We start from the raw sequence: 8,059 nt of genomic DNA, 5'->3' as shown, positions 1-8,059 counted from the left end.
TTAACCTCCACCGTTTTGTTATATATGCTTTTCGTTTTTTTTGTTTAATTGCTGTGTAAATTTGTTTGGTTGCTTTTTCTAAAGATGCCATCCAGAAGGTAGTTCCTAATGCCATTGCGGTATCTACAAATCCAGGCTGAATATCTGTTACATAAATTTTTGCTTTACTTCTTTTTCCCTTCATATAAAGCGATTCTAAATAATTTGCTTGAAATGCTTTAGAGGCAAAATATGCTGGTGTGTGTCTATTTCCTCGGATTGAAGCGATTGAAGAAATTCCGACCAAATGACCATAACCTTGTGCTCTAAAAAAGTTATAAGCCAACCCATAAATTTTAGATGCTGCTAAAACATTGGTGCTCAGTATTGGTAATTCCTTTTCCCAATCTAATGTGTAATTTGCTTCCCCAACGCCAGAACTATAAACTATTAGATCCATGGTTTTAAATTCATTTTTTAGGTTCTCAAATAATTTTTCGCACGAAATTAAATCTGTAACATCATGTACTTTTATTATATATTTTTCGGGGGCTGTTAATTTAATTTCATTTAATAATTTTTCTCGCCTTCCTGTAATTATAACTCTAAAATTATCTGCCACTAAAAGTTTTGCTAGCTCTTTACCAATGCCAGATGTTGCTCCAATTATTAATGCTGTTTTCATTTGATAAAGATTATTATTTACGATTTTGAATTAGCAATATTATCATTTTTATTGGTTTTCAATTATTAAAATGAATATTTATTATTGAAATTTTATGTACTTTTGATGCTAAATATACACATTTAATATGTTTAGTAAAGGACAACTAATTTTCGCTGCTTTATTTGTAATTGCATTTACAATTTTAATGATTTGGAGCTATAGAAAAGATATAAAAATTCATAAAAAACATTATAAAAATTCCTTTATTGTTATAATTGCAGTTTTTTTAATAATCGCTATTTTTACATTAATTACTTTTTCGCTTCACTAAACTTTAATTTAATTTTTTCTTAAAACTTATTGAATCCCAATTTCAAACTGTATTAATTTAAAAATTTACAGTTACAATAAAACATTTTACATCCTAAAATTTAAGTCAATGCACTATTAAATACTAATAAAATATGGTATCTTAGTATTTCATAATGAAATGATTAATAAACTTATTATAATCACATAAATCCGAAACAATTATGAATCTAATATTTCCTCTTTTAGGTATTCTTTTAGTTTTAGCCTTTTTACTCGTAATAATCTTTAACCGTTTTGTAAAAAACAAAAATGTAGTTAAAGATGCGTGGAGCAATATCGATGTTGCTTTAAAACGTCGCTACGATTTAATTCCAAACCTTGTTGAAACTGTAAAAGGTTATGCCGCACACGAAAAAACAACACTAGAAAATGTAATAAATGCCAGAAATGCAGCTATGGCAGTTCCTTCAGATGATATAAATGGACAAATAAAAGCTGAAAACCAACTACAACAAACATTACGAAGTATTTTTGCTTTAGGTGAAGCTTATCCAGATTTAAAAGCGAATACAAACTACCTAGATTTACAACAAAAACTGAATGAAATTGAAGAAAATTTAGAACGCAGTCGTCGTTATTACAATGGTACCGTTCGCGAAAACAATACCTATGGAGAAAGTTTTCCAGGAGTGTTGTTTGCAGGATTGTTTAATTACCAACATTTCGACTTTTTTGAGACAGATGAAGCAAGCAGAGAAAACGTAAAGGTTAAATTTTAAGGAATAAAATTATGAAAAAATTATTCCTGTTATTATTTGGAGTTTCATTTTTTCTGAAAGGTGTTGCACAAGATTTCATAGTAAATAAAAGTCAGATAGATATTTTTATCCACAAAGATGGTTATTTTGATGTGGTTGAAAACTACAATCTTACTTTTAACACCTACAAACACGGAATTTACAGAGACATACAAACCAATTACAACTTACTTACAGCTGAAGGAAAACAGGAAAAACGTAAAATAAAAATTAGAAATATTGAGGTGCCAAATCATAAATTTGAAGCTGATTTCGATTTTGTTCAAAAAATAAGTGATCACCTGAATATTAAAATTGGAGATAAAGATATAACGCTTATTGGACCACAACATTACCAGATTAAATATAGAGTTTACAACGCTTTTCTATTTAGTGATTCTAAAACTCAGTTCTATTGGAATATAAAACCAGATGGTTGGAACACTGTTTTTCAACAATTAGGTTTTAAAATATATCTTCCTGAAAATATAGTTTCAAACTTAGATAATATCTTTGTGTATTCAGGTTCCACAGGAACTACAAATAAAAGTAGTGAGTTCGAAATCAACTATCTTGACGGTGTCTTTTCAGCAAAAAGCACTTCTGATTTTAATTCATCTTATGGAGAAAGCGTGACTGTTTTATTAAACCTTCCACCAAATTCAGTAACCGAAATAAAACCTTTATGGCCATTTTGGACAAATTATGGTTGGACTTTGCTAATTGGTACTTTTTTAGCTGCTTTCTATTGGATTTGGAACACTTATGGAAAAGATGATACAGTAGTTGCAACAACCAGTTATTTTCCGCCAAAAGGTATTGATCCGGCAATGGCTGGGTTTTTAATTAATGACAGTGAAGACACGCAAGATTTAATCTCGCTTATTCCGTATTGGGGTACACGTGGAAATTTAAAAATGGAATACATTCCCAAAAAAGGATTTTTCTCAAAAGAAGATACCAAACTTACCTCATTAAAACCTTTACCCGTTGATTCACCAGATTATGAAAAGGAAATTTTTAGCGGACTTTTTGGAGATTTTCATAAAACAGACACCGCAGAAGTATTAGTTAGTAGTTTAGAAAATAGCTTTTACACAACCATGCAAGAAGCAAAAAAAAATTTAAAAGATAAGGCTCAAATCTATTATGTTGCGTCAGCAAAAAAAATGCAAACTAAAGTAATATTTGGAATATTAATTTTTGGAATTTTACTGTTTTTTATGTTTTTGAATTTTTGGGGACTTTGGGCTGCAATAACTGTAATTCCAACAGTAATATTTTTATTGATTATGTCTATATATTTGGTAAAAAAAAATGCGAAAGGAAACGCCCTTTTTTCTGAATTAAAAGGCTTTAAACAATTTATAAAAGTAGCTGAAGAGAACAAGTTAAAAATGCTTTTACAAGAAGATCCAACCTATTTTGAAGCTACTATGAGTTATGCACTAACTTTTGGTTTGTTTAATAAATGGGCAAAAAAGTTTGAAGCACTTGACGTACAGCCGCCAAGCTGGTATAGTTCTTCTGCAGGTGTGCTTAATATGCATAATTTCTCAAATTCATTTACAAATTCCATTACATCGGCAAAAACAACTATGGTTAGCGCTCCATCAAACAACTCTTCTAGCGGAGGAGGCTCGTCGGGTGGCGGATTTGGGGGTGGCGGTGGTGGAAGCTGGTAAAACCAAAAAAACATTTTTTAGTAAATTAGCAATAGTATCAACAATAAATATTTAAAATATGAAATTTTTAAAATACATCTTACTTTTTCTACTAATAGTAATTATTGGAGCTGCAATTTATATTGCTACTTTAAATGGTAAATACGATATAAAAAGTTCAAGAATTATGAAGGCACCAGCTGCACTTATTTTTGAAAATATCAACGATTTTAAAAACTGGCAACATTGGGGACCTTGGTACGAAATGGATCCAACAATTGTTGCCAGTTACCCGGAAATAACATCTGGTGTTGGCGCATCCTATTCTTGGACAGGTAAAGATGGAACTGGTTCTATGAAAACAATTTCATTAGTGCCAAATAAAGGACTTATTCAACAAATAGATTTTGGTACAGGAAGTACACCTGAAGTTTATTGGGATATTACCGAAACCGAAACTGGAAATAAAGTTACCTGGGGAATGCGTGGAGAAAGCTCTTTTACCGAAAAAGCATATTGGTTAACACAGGGCGGTATCGAAAAAAATATGAAACCAATGTACAACCGAGGTCTTGAATTATTGGAACAACATATTTTAAGTGAAATGAATAAACATTCTTTTAAAATTATTGGTGAAATAGATTATGGAGGTGGGTTTTATATGTATCAATCAACTTCTTGTAAAATTCAAGATGTCGATAGCAAAATGGGAGAAATGTTTGAAGCTGTAATTAATTATATGAAGGAAAATTCTATTGAAGCTTCCGGAAAACCTTTCTTATTAACTCATAATTGGGATGAAATAAATAACACTACAATGTTTTCAACCTGCGTTCCAGTGAAAGAAAGAGTTATAACAACAGGTAATGTTTTAACGGGTTTTTTAAAACCACAAAAAACATTTAAAACAATTTTCTATGGAAGCTACCAGTATTCTCACAAAGCTTGGGAAGCAGCTTATAAAGAATTAGCCGAACAAGGCTATACTGCATTAGAGAACAGCGAACCTTTTGAAGTGTATTCTGTACGCCCAACTGATAATCCAAATCCTGCAAAATGGGTAACTGAAATTTATATTCCAATAAATTAATTTAAACCAATAAAACCTCTCAAAACAATTTTAATGCATCAGATTGTAACAAAACAAAAAACATTTTTTCAAACAAATGTTACTAAAGATATTAGTTTTAGAATTGAACAACTTAAAAAATTAGAACGGGTTTTAAAAGAAAATGAACACTTTTTAAACCAAGCAATATTTAGTGATTTTAAAAAATCTGAATTCGATAATTATACGACAGAATTAGGGATAATTTATACTGAAATTAATACAGCCTGTAAAAAATTACATAAATGGGCTAGTACAAAAAGAGTAACCACAAATTTTTTAAATTTTCCCGGAAAAAGTTATATAATTCCAGAACCACTAGGCATTACGCTAATTATTGGAGCCTGGAATTATCCTTACCAATTATCTATTTCTCCTGCTATTGCAGCAATTGCAGCCGGAAATACTGTTATTCTAAGCCCCAGCGAAATTTCTGTTGCTACAAGCGCACTCTTGGCAAAAATTATAAATAGCACATTTGATCCAGCATTTTTTAAAGTTGTTGAAGGAGGAATTCCAGAAACTACTGAATTATTAAATCAGAAATTTGATAAAATATTTTTTACAGGAAGCACAACTGTCGGAAAAATAATTTATGAAGCTGCCGCAAAAAACTTAACACCAGTTACTTTAGAACTTGGCGGAAAAAGTCCTGTAATAATCGATAAAAAGTGTAATTTAAAAATTTGTGTAAAAAGATTGGTTTGGGCAAAATTTTTAAATGCAGGACAAACCTGTATTGCTCCAGATTATGTGTGTGTTGATGCCTCAATTAAAACTGAATTTTTAAAACAATTAACACTTGAAATAAAAGCCTCCAATTTTAAAATTGAAAACAGTAATTATGTTCAAATAATTAATGAAAAAAATATGAAACGCCTTATTTCATTAATAGATCCAGAAAAAATATATTTAGGAGGAACATATAATTATGAAGAAAATACCATTGAACCAACCGTTTTAACCGATGTTAGTTTTGATGATAAAATTATGGAAGATGAAATATTTGGCCCTATACTTCCAATTATAACTTATAAAAATATTGATGAAATAATAGCTCAGATAAAACTAAAACCGAAGCCATTGGCGTGTTATATTTTTTCAAACAAGAACGCTTTTATTAAAAAAATAGAAAAAGAGATCTCGTTTGGTTCTGGTGCCATTAACGATGCTATAATGCAAATATCAAATGAAAATCTACCTTTTGGTGGTGTTGGACAAAGCGGTATTGGATCCTATCACGGAGAATATGGATTTAAAACATTTTCTCATTATAAATCCATTTTAAAAAAAAGTACGTTATTCGAACCAAATCTAAAATATTTTCCACTTTCAGATTTAAAACTTAAAATTATTAAGTTTTTAATGCACTTAAAATTATAAACTTAAAATTTAATATCCTTGATTTCTTGGTGTCTAAAACATGTTGTTACGTGGTCGTTTACCATTCCGGTAGCTTGCATATGCGCATACATTACTGTTGAACCTACAAATTTAAACCCACGTTTTTTTAAATCCTTTGAAATAATATCTGAAAGTGCGGTAGTTGCAGGAACTTTATTCATCGATTTATATTCATTCCCTATAGGTTTTCCGTTGGTGAATTTCCATATATAATTTGAAAAAGAACCAAACTCTTTTTGAATTTCCATAAAAGCAACTGCATTTGAAATTGTTGCTTTAATTTTTAATTTATTTCTTATAATTCCCTTATTTTGAAGCAATTCATTAAATTTAGCTTCATTATAGGTTGCTATTTTTTTATAATTAAAACCATCTAAAGCTGCTCTAAAATTTTCTCGTTTTCTAAGAACAGTTATCCAACTTAAACCAGCCTGAAAAGTTTCTAAAATTAGAAATTCAAATAATTTTGCATCATCAAAAACAGGAACACCCCATTCGTTGTCGTGGTATTCAACATAAAGTGGATCGTTTCCACACCAATCACATCGTTGCGTAATCATATATATTTAAAATTTAGTAAACTAAAATAGGTAAAAAACTCAAAAAGAAGTTTCTAAAACCTTGTAAACTTTTAAAACATTTTTTTAATTCTATATAATTTTGTAAATTATAACTATGAAAAATAAAACAAAAAAGAAATATTATTTTCAGAATAAAATGTTAAACCTAAAAGGAAATCTGCTTTTGGCATTTATATTTATTATTATAAGTATAATAGGGTATATAGTTTATACACTAATTTATTAACCTATTATATAAGTTTTACTTCCGTTTAATCATTAACTTTAAATTCAAAAATATCTAAGAAGATTTGATAAATATTCCTTTATTGATTTAGTTACTGAAATATAAAAAAGGATTAAAAAAGTTTGCGCATAATTATTGTAAAATACGACACACTAATTTAGCTTAAAATGCAAAAACCTGATAATCCAAAGATTATCAGGTTAAAATGTTGACCTACAAGGACTCGAACCTTGACTGACGATACCAAAAACCGGAGTGCTACCATTACACCATAGGTCATTTTGCGGGTGCAAATTTAGATTAAAGTTTTTATTTCACAAATAAATTTTACATTTTTTTTCAATAAAAATATTTCCAACTTTAATTTAATACTTTATTAACTATTGAAACAAACGTAAACTTAAATAGTTACGTTTAATTTTATTAAATTCGCCACGTACTAAATTTATTCTATGAATTCATTCAATTTTACAAAATGGAACACCATTCTTGGTTGGGCAACATTTGCAATTGCATTAATTACCTATTCATTAACATTAGAACCAACAGTTAGTTATTGGGATTGCGGGGAATATATTGCAACATCTGTAAAATTGCAAGTTGGGCATCCGCCCGGAGCACCGTTATTTCAAATGTTAGGTGCTTTTTTCGCAATGTTCACTACTGATGTAACTCATATTGCCAAAATGGTAAACTTTATGTCTGCACTTGCTAGTGCTTTTACCATTTTATTTATGTTTTGGACCATTACAATGTTGGCTCAAAAATTAATTTTAAAAACATCCGAAATAACTAAAAGCACGTCCATCGCTATTTTAGGAAGCGCTGTTGTTGGTGCCTTAACTTTTACGTTTTCCGACAGTTTTTGGTTTAGTGCAGTTGAAGGGGAAGTTTATGCAATGTCTTCATTTTTAATGGCATTGTTATTTTGGTTAGGCTTACATTGGGAGGCTGAAATTGGAAAACCAGGTGGAGATAAATGGCTGTTATTAATTAGTTTTGTAGTAGGTTTATCTTTTGGAGTACACATATTATCTTTGCTTGTAATTCCTTCAATAGTATTTCTTTATATCTATAAAAAATATAAAAATTTAAATGCTAAACAATTTATAATTGCAAATGCAGTAGCAATATTGGTATTGCTTTTTGTTTTTAAAATGCTGTTCCCTTACACATTAAAATACTTTAGTGCGTTGGAATTGTTTTTTGTAAATTCCATTGGATTACCTTTTAATTCTGGAAGTATTATTGCCGGAATTATATTAATTGCCGCATTTTATATTGGATTAACCTATACACATAAAAACAATAAAGTTGAAGC

General features: G+C 29.6%; 7 protein-coding genes and 1 tRNA gene. 5 read left to right on the top strand and 3 right to left on the bottom strand.

What is annotated here, in order from left to right; all coding sequences use genetic code 11:
- Positions 1-664, bottom strand: a 664-nt coding sequence (locus tag AB1Z17_RS14105; protein ID WP_368052408.1) for an SDR family NAD(P)-dependent oxidoreductase, incomplete at its 3' end; no start/stop codon positions are given.
- A 515-nt stretch (positions 665-1,179) separates the two neighbouring features.
- Here AB1Z17_RS14105 and AB1Z17_RS14100 point away from each other — a divergent pair.
- Genes AB1Z17_RS14100 through AB1Z17_RS14085 form a run of 4 tightly spaced genes read left to right on the top strand, consistent with a single transcriptional unit; the run spans position 1,180 to position 5,910 of the window.
- A complete protein-coding gene (locus AB1Z17_RS14100) occupies positions 1,180-1,737 on the top strand; it encodes a LemA family protein (protein WP_368052407.1) in 558 nt (185 codons plus the stop codon).
- 11 nt (positions 1,738-1,748) lie between these two features.
- Positions 1,749-3,440, top strand: coding sequence for a DUF2207 domain-containing protein (locus AB1Z17_RS14095; protein ID WP_368052406.1), 1,692 nt, complete (start codon positions 1,749-1,751; stop codon positions 3,438-3,440).
- A gap of 58 nt (positions 3,441-3,498) precedes the next feature.
- The gene (locus AB1Z17_RS14090; protein ID WP_368052405.1) at positions 3,499-4,509 is read left to right on the top strand and encodes an effector binding domain-containing protein; all 1,011 of its coding nucleotides are present in this window, start codon (positions 3,499-3,501) and stop codon (positions 4,507-4,509) included.
- A 33-nt stretch (positions 4,510-4,542) separates the two neighbouring features.
- On the top strand, positions 4,543-5,910 hold the full coding sequence (locus AB1Z17_RS14085) for an aldehyde dehydrogenase (RefSeq protein ID WP_368052404.1): 1,368 nt from the start codon (positions 4,543-4,545) through the stop codon (positions 5,908-5,910).
- A gap of 2 nt (positions 5,911-5,912) precedes the next feature.
- Here the strand turns inward: AB1Z17_RS14085 and AB1Z17_RS14080 are convergent, their stop codons facing one another.
- On the bottom strand, positions 5,913-6,491 hold the full coding sequence (locus tag AB1Z17_RS14080) for a DNA-3-methyladenine glycosylase I (RefSeq protein WP_368052403.1): 579 nt from the start codon (positions 6,489-6,491) through the stop codon (positions 5,913-5,915).
- A gap of 455 nt (positions 6,492-6,946) precedes the next feature.
- A tRNA-Gln gene (locus AB1Z17_RS14075) sits at positions 6,947-7,017 on the bottom strand.
- A 173-nt stretch (positions 7,018-7,190) separates the two neighbouring features.
- Here AB1Z17_RS14075 and AB1Z17_RS14070 point away from each other — a divergent pair.
- The coding region (locus AB1Z17_RS14070; RefSeq protein WP_368052402.1) for a DUF2723 domain-containing protein at positions 7,191-8,059 on the top strand (869 nt) is incomplete at its 3' end.

It is taken from the genome of Lutibacter sp., assembly GCF_040883305.1.
Classification (GTDB): Bacteria; Bacteroidota; Bacteroidia; order Flavobacteriales; family Flavobacteriaceae; genus Lutibacter.
This window is presented reverse-complemented; position numbering and strand designations above follow the sequence as displayed.